The organism is Embleya scabrispora (assembly GCF_002024165.1).
Lineage (GTDB): Bacteria > Actinomycetota > Actinomycetes > Streptomycetales > Streptomycetaceae > Embleya > Embleya scabrispora_A.
This window is the reverse complement of sequence record NZ_MWQN01000001.1, coordinates 4,850,601-4,874,864: the sequence shown is the minus strand read 5'-3', so window position 1 is coordinate 4,874,864 and position 24,264 is coordinate 4,850,601. Positions and strand designations below refer to the sequence as shown.

At 72.8% G+C, this 24,264-nt stretch carries 20 protein-coding genes; 8 read left to right on the top strand and 12 right to left on the bottom strand.

Translation table 11 applies throughout. The features are described 5' to 3' along the window. Positions 1-18: 18 nt before the first annotated feature. A complete protein-coding gene (locus B4N89_RS21630; protein ID WP_078977487.1) occupies positions 19-645 on the top strand; it encodes a TetR/AcrR family transcriptional regulator in 627 nt (208 codons plus the stop codon). Between the two features lie 214 nt (positions 646-859). Here B4N89_RS21630 and B4N89_RS21625 read toward each other — a convergent pair whose 3' ends face one another. Next, entirely contained in the window at positions 860-2,221 is a 1,362-nt protein-coding gene (locus B4N89_RS21625; RefSeq protein ID WP_078977486.1) for a glutamine synthetase family protein, read from the bottom strand. A gap of 458 nt (positions 2,222-2,679) precedes the next feature. On the opposite strand from B4N89_RS21625, the gene B4N89_RS21620 reads away from it, so the two are divergent. Next, positions 2,680-4,446, top strand: coding sequence for an NAD+ synthase (locus B4N89_RS21620; protein WP_078979518.1), 1,767 nt, complete (start codon positions 2,680-2,682; stop codon positions 4,444-4,446). Positions 4,447-4,522: 76 nt separating this feature from the next. On the opposite strand, the gene B4N89_RS21615 is transcribed toward B4N89_RS21620, so the two are convergent. The 3 genes from B4N89_RS21615 to B4N89_RS21605 all read right to left on the bottom strand — a co-directional run bounded on the left by B4N89_RS21615 (position 4,523) and on the right by B4N89_RS21605 (position 7,979). Then, positions 4,523-5,578 (bottom strand): endonuclease/exonuclease/phosphatase family protein, encoded by a 1,056-nt coding sequence (locus B4N89_RS21615; protein ID WP_078977485.1) that lies wholly within the window; start codon positions 5,576-5,578, stop codon positions 4,523-4,525. A gap of 114 nt (positions 5,579-5,692) precedes the next feature. Beyond that, positions 5,693-6,370: a TetR/AcrR family transcriptional regulator gene (locus tag B4N89_RS21610; RefSeq protein ID WP_078977484.1), complete on the bottom strand. Its 678-nt coding sequence runs from the start codon at positions 6,368-6,370 to the stop codon at positions 5,693-5,695. Position 6,371: 1 nt separating this feature from the next. Next, complete coding sequence (locus B4N89_RS21605; RefSeq protein WP_078977483.1) at positions 6,372-7,979, bottom strand: MFS transporter; 1,608 nt, start codon at positions 7,977-7,979, stop codon at positions 6,372-6,374. A gap of 312 nt (positions 7,980-8,291) precedes the next feature. Here B4N89_RS21605 and panB point away from each other — a divergent pair, with 312 nt between their 5' ends. Both panB and B4N89_RS21595 read left to right on the top strand, forming a co-directional pair. After that, a complete protein-coding gene (gene panB, locus B4N89_RS21600; RefSeq protein ID WP_078977482.1) occupies positions 8,292-9,173 on the top strand; it encodes a 3-methyl-2-oxobutanoate hydroxymethyltransferase in 882 nt (293 codons plus the stop codon). Positions 9,174-9,241: 68 nt separating this feature from the next. After that, positions 9,242-10,045 carry a site-2 protease family protein gene (locus B4N89_RS21595; protein ID WP_101897136.1) on the top strand — a complete coding sequence of 268 codons (804 nt, stop codon included), beginning with the start codon at positions 9,242-9,244 and terminating at the stop codon, positions 10,043-10,045. Here B4N89_RS21595 and B4N89_RS21590 read toward each other — a convergent pair. Both B4N89_RS21590 and B4N89_RS21585 read right to left on the bottom strand, forming a co-directional pair. Next, positions 10,018-11,235 (bottom strand): AI-2E family transporter, encoded by a 1,218-nt coding sequence (locus B4N89_RS21590; protein ID WP_078977481.1) that lies wholly within the window; start codon positions 11,233-11,235, stop codon positions 10,018-10,020. The genes B4N89_RS21595 and B4N89_RS21590 overlap by 28 nt on opposite strands. 153 nt (positions 11,236-11,388) lie before the next feature. Beyond that, complete coding sequence (locus B4N89_RS21585; RefSeq protein ID WP_078977480.1) at positions 11,389-11,586, bottom strand: DUF3046 domain-containing protein; 198 nt, start codon at positions 11,584-11,586, stop codon at positions 11,389-11,391. A 120-nt stretch (positions 11,587-11,706) separates the two neighbouring features. Here B4N89_RS21585 and B4N89_RS21580 point away from each other — a divergent pair, with 120 nt between their 5' ends. From B4N89_RS21580 to B4N89_RS21565, 4 genes are all read left to right on the top strand, one after another. Beyond that, positions 11,707-16,311 (top strand): ATP-dependent helicase, encoded by a 4,605-nt coding sequence (locus B4N89_RS21580; RefSeq protein WP_078977479.1) that lies wholly within the window; start codon positions 11,707-11,709, stop codon positions 16,309-16,311. Positions 16,312-16,656: 345 nt separating this feature from the next. Beyond that, entirely contained in the window at positions 16,657-17,490 is an 834-nt protein-coding gene (locus tag B4N89_RS21575) for a DNA-formamidopyrimidine glycosylase family protein (RefSeq protein ID WP_078977478.1), read from the top strand. Continuing rightward, the gene (locus B4N89_RS49900; RefSeq protein ID WP_078977477.1) at positions 17,487-17,960 is read left to right on the top strand and encodes a hypothetical protein; all 474 of its coding nucleotides are present in this window, start codon (positions 17,487-17,489) and stop codon (positions 17,958-17,960) included. The genes B4N89_RS21575 and B4N89_RS49900 overlap by 4 nt, the downstream gene beginning before the upstream one ends. A 93-nt stretch (positions 17,961-18,053) precedes the next feature. Continuing rightward, on the top strand, positions 18,054-18,851 hold the full coding sequence (locus tag B4N89_RS21565; protein ID WP_078977476.1) for an SDR family NAD(P)-dependent oxidoreductase: 798 nt from the start codon (positions 18,054-18,056) through the stop codon (positions 18,849-18,851). Positions 18,852-19,203: 352 nt separating this feature from the next. Here B4N89_RS21565 and B4N89_RS21560 read toward each other — a convergent pair whose 3' ends face one another. The 6 genes from B4N89_RS21560 to B4N89_RS21535 form a co-directional block, all read right to left on the bottom strand. Then, positions 19,204-19,593 (bottom strand): helix-turn-helix domain-containing protein, encoded by a 390-nt coding sequence (locus tag B4N89_RS21560; RefSeq protein ID WP_078977475.1) that lies wholly within the window; start codon positions 19,591-19,593, stop codon positions 19,204-19,206. Positions 19,594-19,837: 244 nt separating this feature from the next. Then, entirely contained in the window at positions 19,838-21,115 is a 1,278-nt protein-coding gene (locus B4N89_RS21555; RefSeq protein WP_201260878.1) for a CinA family nicotinamide mononucleotide deamidase-related protein, read from the bottom strand. 46 nt (positions 21,116-21,161) lie between these two features. Further along, positions 21,162-21,836: a CDP-diacylglycerol--glycerol-3-phosphate 3-phosphatidyltransferase gene (pgsA, locus tag B4N89_RS21550; RefSeq protein ID WP_078977474.1), complete on the bottom strand. Its 675-nt coding sequence runs from the start codon at positions 21,834-21,836 to the stop codon at positions 21,162-21,164. Then, the gene (rimO, locus tag B4N89_RS21545) at positions 21,833-23,332 is read right to left on the bottom strand and encodes a 30S ribosomal protein S12 methylthiotransferase RimO (protein WP_078977473.1); all 1,500 of its coding nucleotides are present in this window, start codon (positions 23,330-23,332) and stop codon (positions 21,833-21,835) included. Before rimO ends, pgsA begins: the two co-directional genes overlap by 4 nt. An 81-nt stretch (positions 23,333-23,413) precedes the next feature. Further along, on the bottom strand, positions 23,414-23,734 hold the full coding sequence (locus B4N89_RS49895; RefSeq protein ID WP_161500780.1) for a DUF4115 domain-containing protein: 321 nt from the start codon (positions 23,732-23,734) through the stop codon (positions 23,414-23,416). Continuing rightward, complete coding sequence (locus B4N89_RS21535) at positions 23,731-24,207, bottom strand: helix-turn-helix domain-containing protein (protein WP_161500779.1); 477 nt, start codon at positions 24,205-24,207, stop codon at positions 23,731-23,733. Before B4N89_RS21535 ends, B4N89_RS49895 begins: the two co-directional genes overlap by 4 nt. Between the last annotated feature and the right edge of the window lie 57 nt (positions 24,208-24,264).

Here is a 24,264-nt window from a genome sequence, read left to right as displayed (position 1 = left end):
TACGTTAGCGTAGGTGCCATGCGCAACGGTGTTCCCTCGGAGAGGGTTCAATCAGACGACGAACCGGAACGGTCCGCTCGCCCCGGCCGCCGCACCCTCAGCCGAGAGGACTGGGCTCGAGCGGCCCTGGAGGCGATGCGGGAAGGCGGCCTGGGCGCGGTCGCGGTGGAACCCCTCGCGGAACGCCTCGGCACCACCAAGGGCAGTTTCTACTGGCACTTCAAGGATCGCGACTCGCTCATCCAGGCCGCCCTGGAGCGCTGGGTGGCCGAGTCCGAGGAGCTGATGGCCGCGGCCGAGCGGATCGAGGATCCGGTCGAACGCGGGCGCCGGCTCACCGAGTACGCGTTCACCGCGCCCAGCGGCGCGGACATCACCACCACGCTGCTGATCCACGCCCAGCACCCGGTGGTCGGCCCGATCCTGGAGCAGGTCACCCGCCGGCGGCTGGAGTTCGGCGCCCGGCTGACCGAGGAACTGGGCCTGCCCGCCGACGCCGCCTACCGGCATGCGCTGACCGCGCTGACCATGACCGTCGGCATCGCGCTGATCCGCCGAGGCGCGCCGCAACTGCTGCCGCAGGGCGAGGAGAAGGACGCCTACGTCCGGTACATTTTGGAGCTGCTGGGCCCGCCGATGTCCTGAGCGCGGCCGTCCCGGGCGGACTTCCCGGGCGCGAACGTCCCGAGCGCGGACGTATCGGGCGCGGACGTCCCCCGGCCGCCGGCGGCCCGTACGCGCGACCGTCCCGCGCCGCCCGACGATCGACGGCCCGATCCCCCGGTGGGGTCGGGCCGTTCGACGTGGCGGAGCCGGATTGGGAAGTGGAGCCGAACCCCCAACGGAGCCGGCGCCCGCCTCAGAGGACCGGCAGGTAGCGCTTCAGCTCGAAGGGAGTCACCTGCTGGCGGTACTCCTCCCACTCGTGCCGCTTGTTGCGCAGGAAGAACTCGAAGACGTGCTCGCCCAGGATCTCCGGCAGCAGCTCGCTGCGTTCCATCAGCGCGATCGCCTCGGCCAGGTTCTGCGGCAGCGGCGCGATGCCGAGCGCACGCCGCTCGGCATCGGTCAGCGCCCACACGTCGTCCTCGGCGCCCGGGGGCAGCTCGTAGCCCTCCTCGACGCCCTTGAGCCCGGCGCCGAGCAGCACCGCGTAGGCCAGGTAGGGGTTGCACGCCGAATCGATCTGGCGCACCTCGATCCGGGTGGACTGCCCCTTGGTGGGCTTGTACATCGGCACCCGCACCAGGGCGGAGCGGTTGTTGTGCCCCCAGCAGATGTACGACGGCGCCTCGCCGCCCATGCCCGCGGTGCGCGCCGACGCGCCCCACAGTCGCTTGTACGAGTTGACCCACTGGTTCGTGATCGCGGCCATCTCGCCCGCGTGCCGCAGCAACCCCGCGATGAACGAGCGGCCGACCTTGGAGAGTTGGTACTCGGCGCCGGCCTCGTAGAACGCGTTGCGGTCGCCCTCGAACAGGGACAGGTGGGTGTGCATCCCCGAGCCGGGGTGCTCGGAGAACGGCTTGGGCATGAAGGACGCGTGCACGCCCTGCTCCAGGGCGACCTCCTTGACCACCAGCCGGAAGGTCATGATGTTGTCCGCCGTGCTCAGCGCGTCGGCGTAGCGCAGGTCGATCTCCTGCTGACCCGGCGCGCCCTCGTGGTGGCTGAACTCGACCGAGATGCCCATGTTCTCGAGCATGGTGATCGCCTGGCGGCGGAAGTCCTGGCCGACCGGCTGCGGGGTGTGGTCGAAGTAGCCGCTGTGGTCGATCGGCGTCGGCGGGGTCCCGTCGACCGGCTTCTCCTTCAACAGGAAGAACTCGATCTCGGGGTGCGTGTAGAAGGTGAAGCCCTTCTCCGAGGCCCGCTCCAGGGTGCGCTTGAGTACGTAGCGCGGGTCGGCGAACGACGGCGAGCCGTCGGGCATCAGGATGTCGCAGAACATGCGAGCGGTACCGGGGGCCTCGGCCCGCCACGGCAGTATCTGGAACGTGGCCGGGTCCGGCTTGGCGAGCATGTCCGACTCGTGCACGCGCGCGAAGCCCTCGATCGCCGAGCCGTCGAAGCCGATGCCCTCGGCGAACGCCTGCTCGAGTTCGGCCGGTGCCACCGCGACGGATTTCAGGAAGCCGAGCACGTCGGTGAACCAAAGCCGCACGAACCGGATGTCGCGCTCCTCGAGGGTGCGGAGCACGAACTCCTGCTGCTTATCCATAATTCCCTATCCTTGCAGGTCGGACGGCCTGTGAGCGATCGGCGGGGCACCGCGGGCACCCGAGTATCCCGCTGCGGGGTTTCGAGCACATTACGTGCCCTTTGCGTTGCGTCCTCGGTCGCGTACAGCTATCGCCGTGCTTCGCCACGCCCCGTGCTCCGGTACCCCGAAACCGCTCGGGGACGACCTGCGGGACGGCTGTTTCGTACGGCATCACACCCGTCGGGCGATCCCGTCGGGCGAGTCGTCAAGGCCCGGTGGTGAACCGTGCCAAGGGTATCCTCCGGGCGGTTCGACGCCGAGCCCCGGGCCGGCTCGGGTGAACGCCTTTCGCCCGCTGTTGGCCTGCGGTTTTCCGTCCGGCCGAGGGGCCGCCATCGCGCGGCGGGCCGCATGCCGCGGCCCCTCCTCCGGAGTATTCGTCACTCTGACGTCAAGGGTCGGGTACATTGGAACGCGTGACCCGGATTCGCATCGCCCTCAGCCAGATCGACCCCACGGTCGGCGATCTCGACGGCAACGCCGAACTGGTGTTGGGCCGCACCCGACGGGCCGCCGAGCGCGGCGCGACACTCGTGGCCTTCCCGGAGATGGCCCTGACCGGCTACCCCGTCGAGGACCTGGCGCTGCGCTCGTCCTTCGTCGAGGCCTCCCGGCTGGCCATGGAGCACCTCGCCGGCCGGCTCGCCGCCGAGGGACTGGGCGAGATCGCGGTGGTCGTCGGCTATCTGGACCGGTGCGAGGCGTCCACACCGCGCCTGGGCCGCCCGGCCGGCGCCCCGCAGAACGCGGTCGCGGTGCTGCACCGGGGCCGGATCGCGGCCCGCTCCGCCAAACACCACCTGCCCAACTACGGCGTGTTCGACGAATACCGCTACTTCGTGCCCGGCGACCGGCTCCTGGTCGCCCGGATCGGCGGGGTGGACATCGCGATCGCGGTCTGTGAGGACCTGTGGCAGGAGGGCGGCCCGGTGGCCGCCGCGCGCGCCGCCCGGGTCGGGCTGCTGCTGTCGATCAACGCGTCGCCGTACGAGGTGAGCAAGGACGACTCGCGGCTCGACCTGGTCCGCCGCCGGGCCCGCGAGGCCGACTGCACACTCGCCTACGTCAACGCCTTCGGCGGCCAGGACGAACTGGTCTTCGACGGCGACTCGCTGATCGTGGACGCCGAGGGCCGGGTGCTCTCGCGCGCCGCCCGATTCCACGAGGAACTGCTCGTGGCCGACCTGGACCTGCCGCAGCGCACCGTCGACGCCCGGCTCGCCCGCACGGACGACACGGTGGCCGACGACCTGACCATCCGGCACGTGGTGCTGACCGAGGAGTCCGCGCCGCCGCCCGGGCCCGCCGCCGAGCACACCATCGCGCCGGCCCTGTCCGACGACGCGGAGATCTACGGGGCGCTGGTCACCGGTCTGCGCGACTACGTGGCCAAGAACGGCTTCAAGTCGGTCCTGCTCGGCCTGTCCGGCGGGATCGACTCGGCCCTGGTCGCCGCGATCGCGGCCGACGCGGTGGGCGGCGGCAACGTGTACGGCGTCTCGATGCCCAGCAGCTACTCCTCCGAGCACTCCCGGGACGACGCGGCCGACACCGCCGAGCGCATCGGGCTCGACTACCGGCAGGTGCCGATCGCGCCGATGGTGGACGCCTACCTGGCCGCGCTCGGGCTGACCGGCCTGGCCGAGGAGAACCTCCAGGCCCGGGTGCGCGGCACCACCCTGATGGGCCTGTCCAACCAGGAGGGCCACCTGGTCCTGGCCACCGGCAACAAGAGCGAGCTGGCCTGCGGCTACTCCACCCTGTACGGCGACGCGGTGGGCGGCTTCGCACCGATCAAGGACGTGCCCAAGACCGCGGTGTGGCGGCTGGCCCGCTGGCGCAACGCCGAGGCCGAGCGGCGCGGCGAGGTCGCGCCGATCCCGGTCAACTCGATCACCAAGCCGCCCAGCGCCGAACTGCGACCCGGCCAGGTCGACACCGACTCGCTGCCGCCCTACGACCTGCTGGACGCCATCCTGGACGACTACGTCGAACGCGACATGGGCCGCGACGCGATCGTGGCCGCGGGCTTCGAACCGGCCCTGGTGGACCGCATCCTGGCCCTCGTCGACACCGCCGAGTACAAGCGGCGCCAATACCCGCCGGGCACCAAGATCTCCCTCAAGGCCTTCGGCCGCGACCGCCGCCTACCCATCACCAACCACTGGCGCGAAAGCGGCTGACCACGGCCCGGAAGCCGACACGCCGCAGGGCCCGGCCGATGTGGTCGGGCCCTGCGGCGTTCGGGTTCGCGGTGGCTCAGTTCAGGCGCAGGTCCGCCTGGATCGGCTTGTGGTCGCTCGAGGTGCTGCCGAGGACCTTGGCGTCGGCCGCGGCCATGCCCCGGTACATGATGTGGTCGATCGCGGCCATCGGGAACGACTCGGGCCAGGTGAAGCCCATGCCCGTGCCCGCCGCGTCCTGGGCGTCGCGCAGGTAGCGGGTGACCGGGCGCAGCGCGCGGTCGTCGGTGGTGCCGTTGAGGTCGCCGACCAGGATCACGTGCGGCGCGGTCTCGACCGCGAGCGACGACGCGAGCCGGTCGATCGTGCGGTTGCGGTCGCCGACCGTGAAGCCGCTCGGGCCGAAACGCACCGACGCCAGGTGCGCGACGAAGAAGGGCACGTCGCCCTTGGGCGTGGTGATCACCGTGCGCAGCGCCCGGGTGAAGCCCATCCCGACGTCGATCGCCTCGGCCCTGCTCATCGGGAAGCGGGCCGTGGTCCACACCGCGACCGTGCCCTCGTGCTGCACGTTCGGGTAGCGGTCCTTGAGCACGGCGTTGTACTGCTTCCACGCGCCCTCGGGCAGTTCCTCGAGCGCGATCACGTCGGCGCCCGAGCCGAGCAGCGAACGGGCGGTGCCGGCCGGGTCGGGGTTGTCCGCGTTGACGTTGTGGCTGACCACCCGCAGGTCGTGCGAACCGCCGCCGCGGCCGGGCAGGAAGAAGCCGCCGAACATGGTCACCCAGACCAGGACCGGCAGCATCGTCGCGGCGACCGCGGTCCACGAGCGGCGGATCGCCGCGCAGACCAGCAGCAGCGGAATGACCAGGCCCGCCCAGGGCAGGAAGGTCTCGACGAAGCTGCCCCAGTTGCCCGGGGTGTTGGGCACGAGCCGGTGGAAGGCCATCGGCAGCGCGGCCAGCACCGCGAACACCGCGATCACCCGGCCGCGCCGCCACGGCGGGGTGTGCCAGACGCGGACCGCGCCGTCCCGGATCGACTCCCACGACCAACGTGACCCGCGCCGCGGACCGCCGTCGCCGGCCGGCTGCGGCTCGGCTCCGGTATCGGTCGTGGTGGGCCACGTCATGCTGCCTCCTGATGTCCCGGGGTGCGGGTCCCGACTGTCCGCGTCAACGTACGAACAAAACGCCGCCTACGTCGAAACGGACGCCGGAAAGCGGCCGATAGGTTCCCTTTGGGCTCAGGAGCGAGCGCGGATTCCGCCGAGCAGCGCGTCTACGAGTTGGGCCGGCAGTTCCGGATCCAGACTCGCGTTCGCCCGTACGAGCTTGCGTACCAGTATGGGGCCCGTGACGAGGTCCATCAGGACTTCCATCGGAAGGTCGGCGCGCAGTTCGCCGGAGTCGATCCCGCGCTGCAGCAGATCCCGCAGGATCGCCCGGCGCTTTTCCACCACGACCTCGTGGTAGCGCCGGTACAGCTCCGGATGGCTGCGGATCTCGCCCGCCACTATTCCCATCAGGCCGTCGCCGCGCTTGTCGATGGCCTGCCGGCGCATGTTCTCCAGCACGCTGACCAGATCCTCGCGCAACGAGCGGCCCGCGAGCACCGTCGGGGTCACCTCCGCGGCCTCGAGCGCGGCGATGATCAGCGCCTCCTTGCCGGGCCAGCGGCGGTAGATGGTGGCCTTGCCCACCCCCGCCTCCTGGGCCACCGCCTCGACCGAGAGGCCGGCGACGCTGCGGTGCTCGGCGAGCAGTCGCAACGTCGCGTCGAGGATCGCCCGTTCGGCCTCCTCGCTGCGGGGCCGGCCCCGGCGCGGCTTGTCCGCCGCGCCGGGGTCGACGCCGGCCTCGACGGTGGGGTCGGTGGGGCCGGCCGTCGGTTCGACCGTTGATCGGGATGTCGCAGGCTGCATGTCAGACCTTCGCGGAGCGCTGTTCCTCGACGGGCTCCCCGGGTCGGCCCGCTCCCGGGCCAGTCTGCCCGGCATCGCGGCGCGGCATCCACAGGAACACCACAACCGCGCCGATCAGGCCGACCACCGCCGAGCCGATCGAGGCCGCGTGCATCGCGTCGATGAAGCCGTCCTTGGCCGGGTCGACCAGCGCCGCGCCCCGGTCGCCGAGCCTGCCCGCGACCGCGAGGGTGGCCTCGACCGAGTCGCCGGCCGGGCCGCGCGGCACGTTCGGCGGGAGCTTGTCGAGGTCGCCGGAGATCCGGTCGCGGTAGACCGAGGACAACACCGAACCCAGGATCGCCACGCCCAGGGCCCCGCCCACCTGGCGCACGGTGTTGCTGACCGCGGATCCGGCGCCGGCCTTCTCGCGCGGCAGCGAGGACATGATCGAGTTGGTGGCCGGCGGCATCACGTGCGCCATGCCCGCGCCCTGGACGAAGAAGACCACGCACAGGATCCAGATCGGCGAGGTGCGGTCCATCCATAGGAAGGACAGGAAGCTCAGGCCGACCAGCAGCATGCCGCCGGTGGTCACCGCGCGCACCCCGAACCGCTTGACCATCACCGAGCTGCGCGCCGAGAACAGCAGTTGCGCGACCGCCAGCGGGAGCAGCAGCAGACCGGTCTGCAGCGGGGTGTAGCCGCGTACGCTCTGCAGGTAGAAGGCCATGAAGAAGGTCACGCCCAGGAGCGCGAAGAAGACCAGGCCGATCGCGGCGGCCGCGGCGGAGAACGCCGGGTCGCGGAAGAACCGCACGTCGAGCGCGGGGTGGTCGCTGCGCTTCTCGAACCAGACGAAGAAGGCGAGTACGGCCAGGCCGAGCACGATCGTGCCGATCACCTCGACGCTGCCCCAGCCCGCGTCGCCGCCGCGGATGATGCCGTAGACCAGCGAGACCAGGCCCGCGATGGACAGCACCACCCCGATCGGGTCGAGCCGGCCCGGCCGGGGATCACGCGAGTCCGGCACGAGCACCAGCATCGCGACGATGCCGACGATCACGATCGGGACGTTGATCAGGAACACCGAGCCCCACCAGAAGTGGTCGAGCAGCGCGCCGCCGGTGATCGGGCCGATCGCGATCGCGAGACCCACCGCGCCGGACCAGATGCCGATCGCCTTGGGTCGTTCCTGCGGCTCGAAGACGTTGCTGATGATGGAGAGCGTGGCCGGCATCACGAACGCGCCGCCGAATCCCATCACCGCGCGCGCCGCGATCAGTTGCCCCGGGCTCTGCGAGTAGGCGGACAGCAGCGAGGCGAGACCGAAGATCACCATGCCGAACAACAGCGTTCGTTTGCGACCGAAGCGGTCGCCCAGGATGCCGGCGGTGAACAGCAGTCCGGCGAAGACCAGCGTGTAGGAGTTGATCGCCCACTGGAGTTCGCTCTGGGTGGCGCCCAGACCCTTGTCCGGGTCGGCGATGGTCTTGATCGCGACGTTGAGGATGGAGTTGTCGAGGACGACGACCAGCAGGCTGATCACCAGGACGCCGAGGATGGCCCAGCGCCGGCGGTGTATGTGCTCGTCGACGGTGCGTATCGGGGGAACGTTCGTTGCGGTCACGGGTGAGGCTCGATTCGTACGACACGTAGACACTGCTCGATTCCCCTTCAGGCTAGCGAGACTTTACGAAACGAGACGGTCTCGTATTGCAAAACCTCGGTAAACGTCACGGCGCGCGACGAGCCCGCGTCCCGCCCCCGACCTGCCCGCGTCCCGCTCCCGACCCGCCCACGACCGGCGTCCGACCGGCTCCCGACCCGCCTCCGGCCTCCCGGAATCCCCCGCCCGACGCCTCTGTTGTGCTGTTCGGAGGCATGTCACCATGGCCTTGTCCGGGGACGCCGTCCGAGCGCCTCGAGTCGGGAGAACACCATGTCCAGCAACAAGTCCGCGCAGCCGATATCCGCTTCGGCCGAGGGTCCGGGACTGACCCTGTACGGCGGCGACGGAACCGGGCGCCGGGTCACCGTGCGCGACCTGGCCCGGGCCAAGCGGGCCGGCGAGCGGTGGCCGATGCTCACCGCCTACGACGCGATGGTCGCCTCGGTCTTCGACGACGCGGGCATCCCCGTACTTCTGGTCGGCGACTCGGCCGGCAACAACCACCTCGGCTACGAGAACACCGTGCCGGTCACGATGGACCAGCTCGTGATGCTCACCGGCTCGGTCGTGCGCGGTACCAAGCGCGCGCTGATCGTGGCCGACCTGCCGTTCGGCTCCTACCAGGAGTCCCCGGAGCAGGCGCTGCGCAACGGCGTGCGCTTCCTCAAGGAGGCCGGTGCCGGCGCGGTCAAGCTGGAGGGCGGGCGGCGCTCGGTGCCCCAGGTCGAGGCCCTGGTCGCCGCGGGTGTCCCGGTGATGGCCCACCTCGGGCTCACCCCGCAGTCGGTGCACGCCTTCGGCGGCTACCGGGTGCAGGGGCGGGACGCGGAGAGCGCCGAGCAGTTGATCGCCGACGCCAAGGCGATGCAGGCCGCGGGCGCGTTCGCGGTGGTCCTGGAGTGTGTGCCGGAGGAACTGGCCGCCCGGGTCACCGACCTCCTCGACATCCCCACCGTCGGCATCGGCGCGGGCGCGGGCACCGACGCGCAGGTGCTGGTGTGGACCGACATGGCCGGCATGACCACCGGCCACACCCCCAAGTTCGTCAAGCGGTACGTCGACCTGCGCGGCGCGCTCGGCGACGCCGCCAAGGCGTTCGCGGGCGACGTGGTCGGGGGTGCCTACCCGGCTCCGGAACACGCGTTCCACTGAGTGTCCCGGCAGGGCCGTACGATGCGAACTCCCGGTCGTACGGCCCTTCCGCCTGTCTGGAGCAGTTCGTGACGCACCCCTACGGAGATTACGGCCGCCCCGCGGCCGGCGCGCTGCGCCATGTGCGGCCGAGCCCGGTCTTCCTCGCCATCGTCGCGGTCTGCGTCGCCTCGGGCTGGTACGCGTGGCACGACGACGGCACCTCCGAACCCGCCACCCGCACCAGCGTGTTCCTGCTGGTCATGTCGGGTTGGCTGGTCTCGTTGTGCCTGCACGAGTTCGCGCACGCCTTCGCCGCGCTGCGCTCGGGCGACCACAGCGTGGTGGGCAAGGGCTATCTCACCCTGGACCCGCTCAAGTACAGCGACCCGCTGCTGTCCTTCATCCTGCCGACCGTCTTCGTGCTGCTCGGCGGGATCCCGCTCAGCGGCGGCGCGGTCTACCTGGACCGCGGCGCGATCCGCGGCCGGGCCCGCAACAGCCTGGTGTCGGCGGTCGGACCGCTGACCAACGCCGTGCTGGCCGGTGTGCTCGCGCTGCTGCTGTCGTCCGGCGTGGTGGACGGGGCGAGTGCCACCTTCGTGGCCGCGTTCTCGTTCCTGATCCAACTCCAGGTGATCGCGGCGGTGCTCAACCTGCTGCCGGTGCCGGGGCTGGACGGCTACGGCGTGCTGGAGCCGTGGTTGCCCTTCGAGTTCCGCCGCGCCATCGCGCCGTACGCGCCCTACGCGATCCTGTTCCTGTTCGCGCTGCTGTGGTCGCCGTCGGTCAACCACTACTTCTACGACGTGGTCGACCACATCACCGACGCGCTGGACGTGTCCCCGTACCTGGCCAACGACGGCTACCGGCTGTTCCGCTTCTGGTCCTGAGCGTCCGCGTCCCCCGCCGGGCCGGCCGGGTCCCCGCCCTGCCGCCGCCACAGCCGGCTCAGCCGACCCGGCCGCTTCGGCGGCCGGGTCTCGTCGGGCGTCAGGTGGTGTTCGGGCACCTCGTAGCGGTGCAGGTAGCTCCCGATGAACGCCTGCGCGGTCGCCGTCGCCGGGATCGCGATCAGCGCGCCCACCGCGCCGAGCAGCGCGGCACCGGCGATCACCGAGCCGAACGCCACCGCCGGGTGGATCTCCACCGTGCGCGCGGTGATCCTCGGGAGCAGCAGGTAGTTCTCGAACTGCTGGTAGGCGGTCGCGAACAGCACCACCCACACGGCGGCGGCCGGACTCACCGTCAGCGCGATCAGCGCGGGCAGCACGATCGCGATGTAGGTGCCCACGGTCGGCACGAACTGCGAGATCAGCCCGACCCACAACGCCAATGGGATGGCGTACGGAAGGTCCAGCACCAGGAACGCGACGTAGTGCGCGAGCGCCGAGATCAGCGCGAGCGCGGCGCGCGAGTAGAGGTATCCGCCGGTCTTGTCGATCGCGATCTCCCACCCGCGCAACACCTCGGCCTGGCGGCCGGGCGGCAGCAGCGAGCACACCGCGCGCCGTATCCGCGGGCCCTCGGCGGTGAAGTAGAAGGTGAACAGCGCGATGGTGAAGAGTTGGAACAGCGCGCCGACGATCCGGGCGGACCAGCCGAGCGCGTGGTTCGCCACCTGCTCGGCGTAGCCCTGCACGGTGCCGGTGTCCTTGAAGATCCTGCCCTGGATCTTCTCCACGGTCAGATCGGTGCCGAAGGTGCGGTTCACCCACGCGACCAGGTCCTCCAGGTAGCGCGGCAGGTGATCGGCGAAGGCGACCACCTGGTCCACCAGGAGCGAGCCGACCACCGCCAGGAATCCCGCGCAGGCCAGGAAGACCACCACGAACGCGATCCCGGTGGCCACGCCGCGCCGCATCCCGCGGCGGGCGAGCCGGTCCACGGCCGGCTCGAACGCGAGCGCGAGGAAGAAGGCCACCAGCAGGTCGATCAGCAGCGTGCGCAACTGGGCCAGGGTCCAGCCGAGCAGCCGGAAGCCGGCGATCATCACGAGGACCAGGAACACCGCCCGCGGCAACCAGGACGGCATGCGGTCGCGCGCCTCGACCCGGGTGGTCCGGGTGTCGGGTGTGGTCACGTGGGCTCCCTGTCCGGTCGCGTGGCATGTGTGGTGCCATGCGTCGTATGACCGAAAGAGACTAGAGCGTCACGCTGGGTCGCTTTGTACAGATTCGCCCGCACGGACCGGTGTGGACCCGCCGGGTCCCAGCCCGGCCGCCCGTCGCAGGGGTCAGGCGCGTTTGGTGGTCGGCAGGTCCATCGACACGCACACGCCCCGCCAGACGTCCTTGGCGTCGATGCCCGCGGCCAGCGCCTCGTGCACGGTACGCCCGCCCAGTTCGGACATCACGTGGTCGCGGGCGAAGGACTCGAAGTACGAGTCGCCGAAGTGCGCGCGCATGCGTCGCCAGAAGTCGGTGAGTCCCATGCGACCAGTATCCCGGTGCCGGCCGGCCCGCCCCCACACCGTCGCCCACACCACCGCTCACACCGCCGCCCGCCTGTCGAGCGACGCGAATGTCGGAGCCACCCGGCACCATGGGGAGTTATGCCACACGACGATTCCGCTTCCGTCCTGGCCGGCTTCTCCCCCGCCACCCGGGCGTGGTTCACCGGCGCCTTCTCCGCGCCGACCCGGGCCCAGGAAGGCGCCTGGCGGGCGATCGCCGAGGGCAAGGACGCGCTGGTCGTCGCCCCGACCGGTTCCGGCAAGACGCTCGCCGCCTTCCTGTCCGCGCTCGACCGGCTCGCCGCCGAGCCGGTGCCGGAGGATCCCCGGCGACGCTGTCGGGTGCTGTACATCTCGCCGCTCAAGGCTCTCGCGGTCGACGTCGAGCGCAACCTGCGCAGCCCGCTCACCGGCATCCGGCAGGCGTCCGTACGGCTGGGCCTGCCCGAGCCCGAGGTGACCGTGGGGGTGCGCTCCGGCGACACCCCCGCCGCCGATCGGCGCCGGTTCGCGACCAGGCCGCCGGACATCCTGATCACCACGCCCGAGTCGCTGTTCCTGCTGCTGACCTCGCAGGCCCGCGAGGCGCTGCGCGGGGTGGACACGGTGATCGTGGACGAGGTGCACGCGGTCGCCGGCACCAAACGCGGCGCGCACCTGGCGCTGAGCCTGGAGCGGCTGGACGAACTCCTGGAGCGGCCCGCCCGCCGGATCGGCCTGTCGGCGACCGTGCGCCCGGTCGACGAGGTGGCCCGGTGGATGCGCGCCACGGGCGAGGTGCACGTGGTCCAGCCGCCGTCGGCCAAGACGTTCGAGCTGTCCGTGGTGGTCCCGGTCGAGGACATGGGCGAGCTGGGCGGCGGCACCGGCGACTTCGACGAGGCCGGCAACGAGCGCAAGGCCTCGGTGTGGCCGCACGTCGAGGAGCGCATCGTCGACCTGATCCAGGCGCACCGCTCGACCATCGTGTTCGCCAACTCGCGCCGCCTGGCCGAGCGGCTGTGCGGTCGGCTGAACGAGATCGCCTACGAGCGGGCGACCGGCGAGGAGATGCCGCAGGACGCCTCGCCCGCCGAGCTGATGGCCCAGGCCGGCAGCAGCAAGGGGGCGCCGCCGCTGCTCGCCCGGGCCCACCACGGCTCGGTGTCCAAGGAGCAGCGGGCCCAGGTGGAGGAGGACCTGAAGGCGGGCCGGCTGCCCGCGGTGGTGGCCACCTCCAGCCTGGAATTGGGCATCGACATGGGCGCGGTGGACCTGGTCGTCCAGGTCGAGTCGCCGCCCTCGGTGGCCTCCGGCCTGCAGCGGGTGGGCCGGGCCGGGCACCAGGTGGGCGCGGTCTCCCGGGGTGTGGTCTTCCCGAAGTTCCGCGGCGACCTGGTGCAGACGGCGGTGGTCACCGAACGCATGCGCGAGGGCGCGATCGAGTCGGTGCGCGGGCCGCGCAATCCGCTGGACGTGCTCGCCCAGCAGATCGTCTCCATGGTCTCGGTCGAGGACCGCGACGTGGACGCGCTGCTCGCGCTGATCCGCCGGGCCGCGCCGTTCACCGCGCTGCCCGCGTCGGCCTTCGAGGCGACCCTGGACATGCTCGCGGGCCGCTATCCCTCCGACGCGTTCGCCGAGTTGCGCCCGCGCATCGTGTGGGACCGGGTGGCCGGCGTGTTGTCCGCCCGCCCGGGCGCGCAGCGGCTCGCGGTCACCTCCGGCGGCACCATCCCCGACCGGGGCCTGTTCGGGGTGTTCCTGGTCGCGGGCGAGGCGAAGTCGCGCGTGGGCGAGTTGGACGAGGAGATGGTCTACGAGTCGCGCGTGGGCGACGTGTTCACGCTCGGCACCTCCTCCTGGCGGATCGAGGACATCACCCACGACAAGGTGCTGGTCTCGCCCGCCCCCGGGGTGCCCGGCAAGCTGCCGTTCTGGCACGGCGACGCGCTCGGCCGGCCGGTGGAACTGGGCCGCGCCCTCGGCGCGTTCGTGCGCGAGGTGGGCGCGCTGCCGGCGGATCGGGCGCGCGAGCGGGTGGCCGCCGCGGGCCTGGACCCGTGGGCGGTGGACAACCTCCTCGGCTACCTGGGCGAGCAGCGCGAGGCGTGCGGCCACGTCCCCGACGACCGGACCATCGTGGTCGAGCGTTTCCGCGACGAGTTGGGCGATTGGCGGGTGGTGGTGCACTCGCCGTTCGGCGCGCAGGTGCACGCGCCGTGGGCGCTGGCCATCGCGGCCCGGCTGCGCGAGCGCACCGGCCTGGACGTGCAGACGATGCACGGCGACGACGGGATCGTGCTGCGGCTGCCCGACACCGGCGACCCTTTCGGCGACGCCCCCGAGGACCTGGCGGCCGGTGCGCTGCCGCCGGACTTCGCGGTGTTCGAGGAGGCCGAGGTCGAGCCGCTGGTGACCGCCGAGGTGGGCGGCTCGGCGCTGTTCGCGTCGCGTTTTCGCGAGTGCGCGGCCCGGGCGCTGCTGCTGCCGCGCCGGATGCCGGGCCGGCGCACCCCGCTGTGGCAGCAGCGGCAGCGTTCGGCCCAACTGCTCGCGGTGGCGAGCGAATACGGCTCGTTCCCGATCGTCCTGGAGACGATGCGCGAGTGCCTCCAGGACGTGTTCGATGTACCGGGGCTGACCGGGCTGATGCGCGACATCGCCACGCGCGCGGTGCGCATCGTCGAGGTGACCACGACCGAGCCGTCGCCGTTCGCCCGCTCGCTGCTGTTCGGCTACGTCGCGCAGTTCATGTACGAGGGCGACTCGCCGCTGGCCGAGCGGCGGGCGGCGGCGCTGGCGCTGGACTCGCGGCTCCTGGCCGAGTTGCTGGGGCAGGCCGAGCTGCGCGAGTTGCTGGATCCGGAAGTGTTGGCGCGCACCGAGAGCGAGTTGCAGCGGCTGGCCGAGGACCGCCGGGTGCGGGACGCGGAGGGGGTGGCGGATCTGCTGCGGCTGCTCGGGCCGCTGACCACCGCCGAGGTGGCCGCGCGGGCCGAGCCGGGCTTCGAGGTGGAGTGGGTGGCCGGCCTGGAGCAAGCCCGCCGGGTGATCCGGGTGCGGATCGCGGGCGAGGAGCGCTGGGCCGGCATCGAGGACGCCGGCCGACTGCGCGACGCGCTGGGCACGCCGCTGCCGGTCGGGGTCCCCGAGGCGTTCACCGAGCCGGTCAAGGACCCGCTGGGCGATCTGCTGGCCCGGCACGCGCGGACACACGGGCCGTTTCGCGCCGGCGAGGCCGCGGCCCGGTTCGGCCTGGGCGTCGCGGTGACCACCGGCACGCTGGAGCGGCTGGCCGCGAACGGGCAGGTGGTCTCCGGCGAGTTCCGCCCGGGCGGGTCCGGCCTGGAGTGGTGCGGCGCCGAGGTGTTGCGGATGCTCCGCCGCCGTTCGCTGGCCGCACTGCGGCACGAGGTGGAGCCGGTGCCGCCGGTCGCGCTCGCCCGCTTCCTCACCACGTGGCAGGGCGTGGGGGCGAGCGGGGTGCGCGGCCTGGACGGCCTGGTCCGGGTGATCGAGCAGTTGCAGGGCGCGAGCGTGCCCGCGTCGGCGCTGGAGAAACTGGTGCTGCCCTCGCGCGTGGTCGGCTACACGCCCGCGATGCTCGACGAGTTGTGCGCGGCGGGCGAGGTGCTCTGGGCCGGCCACGGCGCGCTGCCCGGCAAGGACGGGTGGCTCTCGCTCTACCTCGCCGACGCGGCGCCCTACCTGCTGCCGCCTCCGGTGCCGCTGGACACGGGCGATCTGCATCGGGCGATCCTGGCCGCGCTCGACGGCGGATACGCGCTGTTCTTCCGGCAGTTGACCGAGCGGCTGACCCAGGAGACGCCGGCGTCGGAGGCGGCGGTCGCCGAGGCGCTGTGGGACCTGGTGTGGGCCGGGCGGGTCACCGGGGACACGCTCACCCCGCTGCGCGCGCTGCTCGGCTCGGGGCGCACCTCCGGCTCGACCGCGCACCGGGCCCGGCGGGCGACCCCGCGCGGGCGGTACGCGGGCCTGAGTCGGGGCCGCCCCGTGGCGGGCGCGCGCACCGGGCCACCGACCGTGGCCGGGCGCTGGTCGCTGGCTCCCGTGCCCGAGCCGGACCCGACCCGGCGCGCCCACGCGCTGGCCGAGACGCTGCTCGACCGGCACGGCGTGGTCACCCGCGGCGCGGTGGTCGCCGAGGGCAGCCCCGGCGGCTTCGCGGCGGCGTACAAGGTGTTGAGCGTGTTCGAGGAGGGCGGCCGGGTTCGGCGCGGCTACTTCGTGGAGGGCCTGGGCGCGGCCCAGTTCGCCGCCGACGGCGCGGTGGACCGACTGCGGGCGGTGCACAACGCGAGCGAGCGCCGCGAGCCGCACGAGCGGCCCGACGCGGTGGTGCTGGCCGCCGCCGACCCGGCCAACCCGTACGGCGCCGCGCTGCCCTGGCCGGACCGACCGGGCGAGGCCGGCGGCGGCCACCGGCCCGGTCGCAAGGCCGGCGCGCTGGTGATCCTGCTCGACGGCGAGCCGATCCTGTACGTCGAACGCGGCGGTCGCACCCTGCTGTCCTGGACCGACGACCCGGATCGGGTGGGTCCGGCGGCCGAGGCGCTGGCCGACGCGGTGCGCGCGGGCGCGCTGGGCAAGCTGACCGTGGAGAAGGCCGACGGCGCCGAGGTGTTGACCTCGTCACTGGGCAAGGCGCTGGAGGCGGCCGGGTTCCATGCCACCCCGAAGGGGCTGCGTCTGCGAGGGTGACATCGTTTCGTTACACGAGCGCCCGGTCCGCGAAACACCCCGGTCATGTACATCCCGCAGGATCGTGGTCACGGACGGCGACCCGGGAGTGATCCCGGCGGGCCGGCCGGCATTATCCCGCCCGTGGCGACCCTGCACGCGTCACGGTCGGGTGCACTCGGATCCGGCGTCGCGGACGTGTTCCTGGCCGCGCGTGCGCGACGTCGGTCCGGGTACCGCGAAGCAGCGCGCGTCCCAAGGCGTCACCGACCCCCGGGGGCGGCCGCACCGACGGGTCCGGGGGGACTCGGGGGCCGGCCCCGGGCCGGGGCGCACGGTCACCGGCATGGCCGGGACAATGGCGGCATGCCCGAAGGCGACACCGTGTACCAGGCGGCGCGGCGACTGCGCGCGGCCCTCGTGGACCACGAGCTGACCGTGACCGACTTCCGCGTGCCCGCGCTGGCGACGGTGGACCTGACCGGCCGCTCGGTGCTCGAGGTGGTCCCGCGCGGCAAACACCTGCTGACCCGGATCGAGGGCGGCGTCACGCTGCACACCCACCTGCGGATGGACGGCACCTGGCATGTCCAGGACACCGGCGCGCACCCGCTGCCCCGCCCCTGGCACGCGATCCGACTGGTGCTGGCCAATGCCGCGCACACCGTCGTCGGGATGCGGATGCCGGTGGTGGAGCTGCTGCGCGGCGCCGACGAGTCGAGCGTGGTCGGCCATCTGGGCCCGGATCTGCTCGGTCCGGACTGGGACGCGCCGGAGGCGGCCCGGCGCCTGGCCGCCCGCCCGCGCCGGCCGATCGGCGAGGCGCTGCTCGATCAGCGCAATCTGGCCGGGATCGGCAACGTGTACCGGGCCGAGCTGTGCTTCCTGCGCGGCGTCGCCCCGTGGACCCCGGTCGCCGAGGCCGGCGACCCGCTCGCCTGGGCGGTACTGGCCCAGCGCCTGCTCGCGGCCAATCGGAACCGGGTCGGGCACGTCACCACCGGCGACACCCGGCCGGGCCGGCGCCACTGGGTGTACGGGCGCGCCGGTCGCCCGTGCGCGCGCTGCGGCAGCGCGATCCGGCGAGCCGATCTGGGCGATCCGCCGAGGGTGGCCTTCTGGTGTCCGCGCTGCCAGCCGTCACCCGATGGAGGTACACCCGGTGACCGACGACCGGGTGGTTCGTCGTACCGGGCATGACCCCTCCCCGGATCCTGCCCGTCCTGGTGCTGCCCGTGCTGTTCCTGGCCTCGGCCGGCTGCACCTCGGTATCCGCGCCGACCCCCGCGCCGCGCCCGCAGACCCCGCCCGCGGCCGCCGCGCCGCACGGGCCGACCGGCACGCCCTCCCCCGTCGACCCGCTCGCCGGCGAACCCGCGCCGGCGATCACCGCCATGGCGGGCGGCTCGGCCGAGCCGACCCCGACCGAGCCCCCGACGCCGCCGGCGGACGAACCCACCGAGGACACCGCGCCGCCGGCCGGCCGCCCGCGCCCCCGGGCCGCGACCGAAGCGGCCCGCCCGCCCCGGTCGGCGCACTCCGGCGGCACCCGGACCGGACGGCCGGCGCGGATGCCCACCGACCCCTGCGACGCCCTCGCGGCGGCCGGCGTGTTCCCCGCCGGCGGCGAGACGCACCGCTGGTGCCGCCGCCAGGAGGGCCTGCGGTGACGCCGATCTCCCCGGCCCGCACCTTTATTGACTGTTCGTCAGATGGCTCGTACGGTCGGCGCGCCATACTCGACCAGCGCCGGGAGGTCACCCGTGTTCCGTGAAGCCCTCGATCTGACCGGCCGGGTCGCCGTCGTCACCGGCGCGGCGTCGGGCATCGGCCGCTCCAGCGCCGAGGTGCTGGCCGAACTGGGCGCGACCGTGGTCTGCGCGGACATCCACGAGGCCGGGGCGCAGGAGACCGCCAAGACGATCGTGGCCGCCGGCGGCGCCGCGACCGCCGCCGCCGTGGACACCTCGCGGGCCGCGCAGGTGGACGCGCTGATCGACGACACCGTCGCCGCGCACGGCCGACTCGACGTACTCGCCAACATCGCCGGGGTGATGCACCTGAGCACGGTGATCGAGACCGAGGAGGCCGACCTCGACCGGGTCCTGGCGATCAACTTCAAGGGGGTCTTCTTCGGCTGCCGCGCCGCGGCGCGGGTGATGTCGGCGCAGGGCTTCGGCAGCATCGTCAACATGGCCTCCGGCGCCGTGGACACCGCCACCTCCGGACTGCTGTGCTACGGCGCGGCCAAGGCCGCGGTGGTGCAGTTGACCAAGACGCTGGCCACCGAGGTCGGTCCGCGCGGCGTCCGGGTCAACGCGGTCGCGCCGGGCTGGATCGTCACCGGGATGACGGGCCGGCACTGGACCGACGCGGACGGCAACGAGGACGAGGAGCGCAAGGCCGCCGTCGCCGCGCCGATGGCCCGGATGGCCCCGCTGCGCACGGTCGGTGAGCCCACCGACATCTCCTACGCGGTGGCCTACCTCGCCTCGGACGCCGCCAAGTTCGTCACCGGCCAGATCCTGCGCCCCAACGGCGGCGTCGCGATGCCCTGGTAGCGCGTCCGCGCGCCACGGGCCCTGCCGTCACGTCCACGTCGGCGCCCCGTCGGCGCCCGTTCGACGTTCGGTCGGCGCCGGGTCGGCGCCCCGAGTGCACGCACCGGCCCGGTGCGTGCACTCGGCATGCCGGACAAAAGTCCTCGTCCCGGCGCACTCGGGCCTTCGCCCGGTGCGGCGAGCGGGCGTGCCGGGCGTCGCGGCGCGGCCGGGAGGTGACGGCCCCGGCGCCCGCCCATGCCGAAACCCCGTCTCCCGGTATCGGGGACGGGGCCTCGCTGTCGTGTTCGGGTCGATCGGGCCCGGCGTCCGGTGCGCGACACCCGGCGGGTGCCCGCCGCGCGGACGCGGCTCAGGCCGCCACCACCACGCTCACCGCGTTGTCGCCGGCGATCGGGGCGGCGCCCGACGTGCGGTCGTTGTTCTGACGCTCGGTGGCGCGCTCGTTCGGCGTGAAGCCGGCACCCACCGGCTCCAGGACCGGGCGCATCGCCTCGGCCGAGGCCAGCTCGGCGAGGGCCAGCTCGTCGCTGACCTCCCGCATGAGCACGGACATGCGCACGTCCAGCGCGTCGCAGATCGCGGCGAGCAGTTCGGACGAGGCTTCCTTCTGGCCGCGCTCGACCTCGGACAGGTAGCCAAGGGATACCCGGGCTGAGGACGAAACCTCGCGCAGGGTGCGACCCTGACGCTGGCGCTGGCGCCGCAGCACGTCACCCAGCAGGCGACGGAGCAGGATCATCGGTCGCTCCCTCCTAGGGCGGCTCGGGGGGTCACAGCCCCACCGTACCTGCCCGACCGTGCGGGTGTGCCCGCCTTGCCGTCCTGTTCACTCAGGGCGTGGAACCTTGACGGCGGGGGTCCCCAGGGTCCATGGGCGTTGCGGTGCACTCCCACCTCGATTCGCAGCTCCTCGTCGGCCGGCCTTTCGGGCCTCCCCCGGGCACCCGGCCGGCGCGGTCTCGTCGGCCGATCGGCGCTCCCGCTCACCCCGTACACGCCGGGTCCTGCTCGGCCGGCAGGCCGGCCACGACACAGCGGAGCAGGTCGAGCGCGCGGACCGTGGTCATCTCGCGGATCCTGCCCCGACTGCCCGAGAACAGCAGGGAGAGCACGATTGTTCCCTCGGGGCCGGCCACCGCGATGTATACGGTGCCCACGGGCTTTCCGTCCTGGGGGTCCGGACCGGCGACCCCCGTCGTGGCCACCCCGTACGTACCCGACATGAGGTCGCGCACACCCTCGGCCATGCGCGCGGCCACGTCCGGGTGAACCGCGCCCTGTGCCGCGAGCAGGTCGGCGTCCACGCCGAGCACCGAGCCCTTGAGGTCGGTGGCGTACGCGGTGACCGAGCCGCGCACGCTCGCCGACGCGCCGGGCACCGAGGTCAACTCGGCGGCGACCAGGCCGCCGGTGAGCGATTCGGCGACCGCGACGGTGGCGTCGCGCCCGCGCAGCAGGTCGAGCACCACGCCGGCGAGGGTGTCGCCGGCCTCGCCGTAGACACACCCGCCGAGCAGTTCGCGCGCCCGCGCGGCGGCGGCGTCCACCTCGGCTGCGCCGCCGGGGCCGGCGGAGGTGAGCTTGACCCGGGTCTGTCCGGCGGTGGCCAGGTAGGCGACCTCGACCGCGCCGTCCCGGGCGAGTTCCCTCTCCAGCGGTTCGAGCATCGCGGCGATCACCCCCTCGCCGATCGAGGCGGTGAGCAGTTGGCGCTGCGCGCGGATCGGCGGCTCGCCGGCGCGGCGCAGCAGGTCGGGCAGGACCTGCTCCTCGGTCATCGCGATCATCTCGTGCGGCGGGCCGGGGATCGCGTAGACCGCCACGTCGCCGATTTCCACGGCGATGCCGGGCGCGCTGCCGTTCGCGTTCGGCAGGCTGCGCCCGCCCTCGGGGACGTCGGCCTGCTGGAGGCCGAGCGCGGTGAGGGTGCGGTTCATGCCCCGGTAGCGCCGGCGCAGCCAGTCCTCGATCGCCGGGTCACGGTGCAGCGGCACACCGGCGACGGCGGCGATCGCCTCGCGGGTGCGGTCGTCGGAGGTGGGGCCGAGGCCGCCGGAGACGATCACCGCGTCGGCGCGCCGGACGGCCTGGGCGAGGACGTCGATCATCGCGTCGAGGCCGTCCCCCACCGTGGAGACCCCGCTCACCCGCAGACCGGCGGCGGTGAGCCGGCGGCCGAGCGTCCCGGCGTTCGTGTTCTCCACGTCGCCGACCAGCAACTCGTCCCCCACCGCCACGAGTTCGATCTTCAATTCGCGCATGGTCCCGCTTCCCCGCTTCCCCCGTGGTCCGGATTCGTCCCGACGGTCAGCCCTGTCCGGCGGGCACCGGGGTGCCGCGTCGCAGTCGTACGGCCTTGACGATGTAGTCCAGGCCGGTCACCACGGTAACGATCACCGCGGCCGCCATGATCCAGGCCCGGGTGCTGGCCAGCGGGCCGGTCATGACCAGTGTGTACATCCCGATCGCGCTGCCCTGGAGCATGGTCTTGGCCTTGCCGCCCCGGCTGGCCGGGATCACGCCGTGGCGGATCACCCAAAAGCGCAGCAGGGTGATGCCGATCTCGCGGGCGAGCACCACCAGGGTGACCCACCAGGGCAGGTCGTCGAGTGCGGACAGGCTGATCAGCGCGGCGCCCATCAGCGCCTTGTCGGCGATCGGGTCGACCAGTTTGCCGAAGTCGGTGACCAGGTTGTGCATCCGGGCGAGCTTGCCGTCGAACAGGTCGCTGATGCTGGCCACGGTGAACGCGGCCCAGGCCCAGGCGCGCCAGGCGGGGTCGTGGCCGCCGTCCTGAAGCAGCAGGGTGACGAAGACCGGCACCAGTGCCACCCGCATCAGGGTGAGCGCGTTGGCGGCGTTCCAGGCGCTGACCGAGGTGGTGGGGTCGCCGAGGCGGTCGGGCTTCGGCGGGTGGTTGGCGGCGGCGGCCCGGACGGCCTCGGCCGGGCGCCGGCGCGGCGGTGCCGGTTCGGCCGTCACCGATCGCCCCCGGGCACGATCACGTCGATCGCCTCGCCGTACAGGTCGGCGCCCTCGCTGTCGGTGACCCGGACCCGGACGAGGTCGCCCACGCGCAGTCCCTCGCCGACCACCGTGGTCGAGCCGTCGGTCTCGGGGGCCTGGTGCGCCGCGTGGCCCTCGGCGCCGCCGTCCTCGCCGAGTTCCTCGATCAGTACGACGATCTCGGTGCCGATCCGGTCCTCGGCGCGTTGTGCGACCAGTTCCTCGGCGAGCCGGGAGATCCGCTGCACGCGGGCCTCGATCACGTCGGCGTCGAGTTTGTCGGGATAGTTCGCCGCCTCGGTGCCGTCCTCGTCGGAGTAGCCGAACACGCCGATCGCGTCGAGCCGGGCGGCGATCAGGAAGCGCTCCAGGTCGTCCACGTCCTCCTCGGTCTCGCCGGGGAAGCCGACGATGAAGTTGGATCGGGCGCCGGCCTCGGGGGCCTTGGCCCGGATCTGCTCCATGAGGGTGACGAACGCCTGGACCGAGCCGAAGCGGCGCATCCGGCGCAGCACCGGCTCGGAGGCGTGCTGGAAGGACAGGTCGAAGTAGGGCGCGACGCCGGGCGTGCCGGTGATCACGTCGATCAGCGTCGGGCGCATCTCGGCGGGCTGGAGGTAGTTGACCCGGACCCGCTCGATGCCCTCGACGGCGACCAGCTCCGGCAGCAGCGTCTCGAGCAGGCGCAGGTCGCCCAGGTCCTTGCCGTAGGACGTGGAGTTCTCGCTGACCAGGACGATCTCGCGGACGCCCTGCTCGGCCAGCCAGCGGGCCTCGGCGAGCACGTCGGAGGGGCGGCGGGACAGGAACGAGCCGCGGAAGGAGGGGATGGCGCAGAACGAGCAGCGGCGGTCGCAGCCGGAGGCGAGTTTGAGCGAGGCCACCGGCCCCGAGCCGAGCCTGCGGCGCAGGGCGCGCGGCCCGGAGGCGGGCGCGACGCCTTCGGGCAGGTCCTCGGGGATGCCGTGGCCGGGCACCGCGACGTCGGCGGCCTGGCGCTCGACGGGGGTGATCGGCAGCAGTGCGCGGCGGTCGCGGGGCGCGTGCGGGATGTGGCTCTCGCCGGCCAGGATCGAGCGCAGCCGGCCGGAGATGTCGCCGTAGTCGTCGAAGCCGAGCACCGCGTCGGCCTCGGGCAGCGCGCCCGCGAGCTGGTCGCCGTAGCGCTCGGCCAGGCAGCCGACCGCCACCACGGCCTGTGTGCGGCCGTCGCCCTTGAGGTCGGCGGCCTCCAGGACGGTGTCGATCGAGTCCTTCTTGGCGGACTCGACGAATCCGCAGGTGTTGACCATGACGACGGAGGCGTCCGCGGCGTCCTCGACGAGGGCCCACCCGTCGGCCTCTAGCCGGCCGGCGAGTTCCTCGGAGTCCACCTCGTTGCGGGCGCAGCCGAGGGTGACCAGGGCGACGGTGCGCAGGGCGGCGGGGCTCTCGGCCGGGGCGGCGGGGCGGGTGGTATCGCGGGCGGACATGCCGGAAAGCCTACGTCAGACGCGGGCGTGGACCGGACGCAGGGAAGCGTCGGATGGTTCCGGGGAGGTCACGATGCCCGGTCACCGGGGCGACGGGGTCGCCGACGCGCTCGTGCGCATCTGCGGGAGGGGGTCGCCGGGTACGAATGTGCGTTGGACCACCTCGCCGTCCTCGCCCGCCGGGCCCAGGTCCCTGCCGTTGACGTTCAGTCGCGCGGCGCCCGAATTGCCGACCTGGACCTGTAGCTGTGCGGGGTCCTCGAAGGTCTTGGCCTCGCCCTTGTCCAGGATCGTCTCCAGGATCTGCTTGTCCTTGGAGTCGAACGCGCGGATCCAGCTGCGCCCGTCGACGGCGGTGATGGTGACCACGACGCCGGCCGGGAACTCCGGCGCCTTGCTCACCGGCGCGGCCGAGGACGGCGGCGGGGGCGGGGGGCCGGTGCCGCGGGGGCGGCGGTGGTCGGGGCGACCCGGGACGCGGTCTCCTTCTCGTCGTCGTCGGCCGGGCCGCCGGCGAGTTGTACGAAGGCGAAGATCAGCACGATGACCACGGCGACGCCCATGGCCAGGGTCCAGTTGGGGCGGCGGTATTCGATCGACTTGCGCGGCGAGTCGAAGATCTGAGTGGGTCGGGGGGTGCTCGTGCCGCCGACGGTGTGGTCGTACTCGGCGATCAGCGGCGCGGGTTCCAGGCCGGTGGCGCGCGCCAGGGTGCGAATGTGGCCGCGGGCGTAGAAGTCGCCCCCGCACGGCTCGAAGTCGTCGTGTTCGACGCCTTCGATGATGTTCCGTCGGATCCGGGTGACCTCACTGAGCCGTTCCACGGTGAGACCGGCCCGTACGCGCGCCTCCGCGAGGCTCTGACCGATCGACACTGTTCGCCCCTTATGCGTCATTCATCACGACTGACACCAATCATTACTTAAGTCAGA

What these genes read in the sequence shown, in the direction of transcription:
- B4N89_RS21630 (WP_078977487.1), top strand. Translation starts at nt 19, where the DNA reads ATGCGCAACGGTGTTCCCTCGGAGAGGGTTCAATCAGACGACGAACCG.
- B4N89_RS21625 (WP_078977486.1), bottom strand. Translation starts at nt 2,221, where the DNA reads ATGGATAAGCAGCAGGAGTTCGTGCTCCGCACCCTCGAGGAGCGCGAC.
- B4N89_RS21615 (WP_078977485.1), bottom strand. Translation starts at nt 5,578, where the DNA reads ATGACGTGGCCCACCACGACCGATACCGGAGCCGAGCCGCAGCCGGCC.
- B4N89_RS21610 (WP_078977484.1), bottom strand. Translation starts at nt 6,370, where the DNA reads ATGCAGCCTGCGACATCCCGATCAACGGTCGAACCGACGGCCGGCCCC.
- panB (WP_078977482.1), top strand. Translation starts at nt 8,292, where the DNA reads ATGTCCAGCAACAAGTCCGCGCAGCCGATATCCGCTTCGGCCGAGGGT.
- B4N89_RS21585 (WP_078977480.1), bottom strand. Translation starts at nt 11,586, where the DNA reads ATGGGACTCACCGACTTCTGGCGACGCATGCGCGCGCACTTCGGCGAC.
- B4N89_RS21580 (WP_078977479.1), top strand. Translation starts at nt 11,707, where the DNA reads ATGCCACACGACGATTCCGCTTCCGTCCTGGCCGGCTTCTCCCCCGCC.
- B4N89_RS21575 (WP_078977478.1), top strand. Translation starts at nt 16,657, where the DNA reads ATGCCCGAAGGCGACACCGTGTACCAGGCGGCGCGGCGACTGCGCGCG.
- B4N89_RS49900 (WP_078977477.1), top strand. Translation starts at nt 17,487, where the DNA reads ATGACCCCTCCCCGGATCCTGCCCGTCCTGGTGCTGCCCGTGCTGTTC.
- B4N89_RS21560 (WP_078977475.1), bottom strand. Translation starts at nt 19,593, where the DNA reads ATGATCCTGCTCCGTCGCCTGCTGGGTGACGTGCTGCGGCGCCAGCGC.
- B4N89_RS21555 (WP_201260878.1), bottom strand. Translation starts at nt 21,115, where the DNA reads ATGCGCGAATTGAAGATCGAACTCGTGGCGGTGGGGGACGAGTTGCTG.
- rimO (WP_078977473.1), bottom strand. Translation starts at nt 23,332, where the DNA reads ATGTCCGCCCGCGATACCACCCGCCCCGCCGCCCCGGCCGAGAGCCCC.